Genomic DNA, 1445 nt, shown 5'->3' with positions numbered 1-1445 from the left:
AAACCCGAAGGCACGTGCTGATTTTACTAAAGCCATTGAACTAAATTCTGACTATGGTGAAGCTTACTTTTATCATGGTTTTATTTGCGATAAGTTAAAAGAATACTAAAAGACGATTACTGATCATACTAAATTCAATGAATTAAGAGCATACTAAAAAGAGATCAGGGATTATACCAAATGTAAAAAATTATCGAAATAATAACTAAATACTACTAAAACAATTAATCATCTCAAAAATCCCCTAAATTCTAAGACAATGAACAAAACTAAAGAAAAACTAGCTTCTTATGTCAATGCTTTAAGACCCATTATTTATATCAATCATTTTGATTTTAGTGCCGTAGATGCTCTCATTCAAGAAGTTGCAGAGGTTTTTCCAGATACACCAGAAATCTACGAATATAATGATGCGTTTGGGTATGTTGATTTTCAATGGAAAAATCGTCAAGATTATAATCAAACAAAAGACTTAGCCACTTTTTTAACCCCTTTTTATGAAACAGAAGAAGAAAACTTTTTAGTCCTTAAAGATATTCATTTCCATTTAGAAGATCCGAAAATAATTGCTTTACTTAAAGCTATCGCTTTGAAGACATTAAATCCAAAACAAGAAGATTTTGTAACCACAATTTTTATTGTTGCGAGTAAATTAGTGATCCCTACGGAACTAGAAAAATTAATTACCGTCTTTGATTTTCCCTTGCTTCAACAAGTTCAAATTGAACAAATTATACAAAAATTTGCTCAAGAATGGGAATTTACCATAGAGAAAGATGTAGTTGAAGAATTAGCATTATCTTGTAAAGGATTGAGTGAATTTGAAATCAAACAAATATTATACTTAGCTTATGATAATGGAGGTTCTATTGATATCAGTGAAAAAAAACTTATTATCCAAGAAAAAGAACAAATTATCAAAAAAACTGGCAGTTTAGAGATTGTTAATTTTAAAGAAACCATAGACGCTATTGGCGGATTAAATAACCTTAAATCTTGGCTTAAGAAGAAAGCAAAAATATTTAAACAATTAGATAAAGCCAGAGAATATGGGGTAGATATTCCCAAAGGAATCATGCTGGTAGGAATGCCTGGATGTGGTAAAAGTTTAGTCGCAAAAGCCACTTCTAGACTGTTTGAAGTTCCTTTATTACGGTTAGATATTGGTAAATTATTAGGTAAATATGTAGGAGAAAGTGAAGCAAATTTTAGACAAGCCATTAAAATAGCTGAAGCGGTTAGTCCCTGTATTCTTTACATAGATGAAATCGAAAAAGCCTTTGCAGGAATTGGTGGAACTGAGGGAGATGGTGGCGTAACAAAAAGATTATTTGGTAGCTTTTTAACCTGGTTACAAGAAAAAGAAAATACGGTTTTTGTCGTAGCAACTGCGAATGATATTTCTAAGTTTCCCCCTGAATTTCTCCGTAAAGGTAGATTTGATG

The 1445-nt window shown here is 31.2% G+C and carries 1 protein-coding gene; it reads left to right on the top strand.

Features of this window, described 5'->3' with window-relative positions; genetic code table 11:
- Positions 1–259: 259 nt before the first annotated feature.
- On the top strand, positions 260–1445 hold a 1186-nt coding region (locus C4E06_RS10745; RefSeq protein ID WP_107668051.1), incomplete at its 3' end, for an AAA family ATPase.

The organism is Cyanothece sp. BG0011 (genome assembly GCF_003013815.1).
Lineage (GTDB): Bacteria > Cyanobacteriota > Cyanobacteriia > Cyanobacteriales > Microcystaceae > Crocosphaera.
The sequence above is the reverse complement of the archived record's forward strand: the minus strand, read 5'-3'. Positions and strand labels throughout refer to the sequence as shown.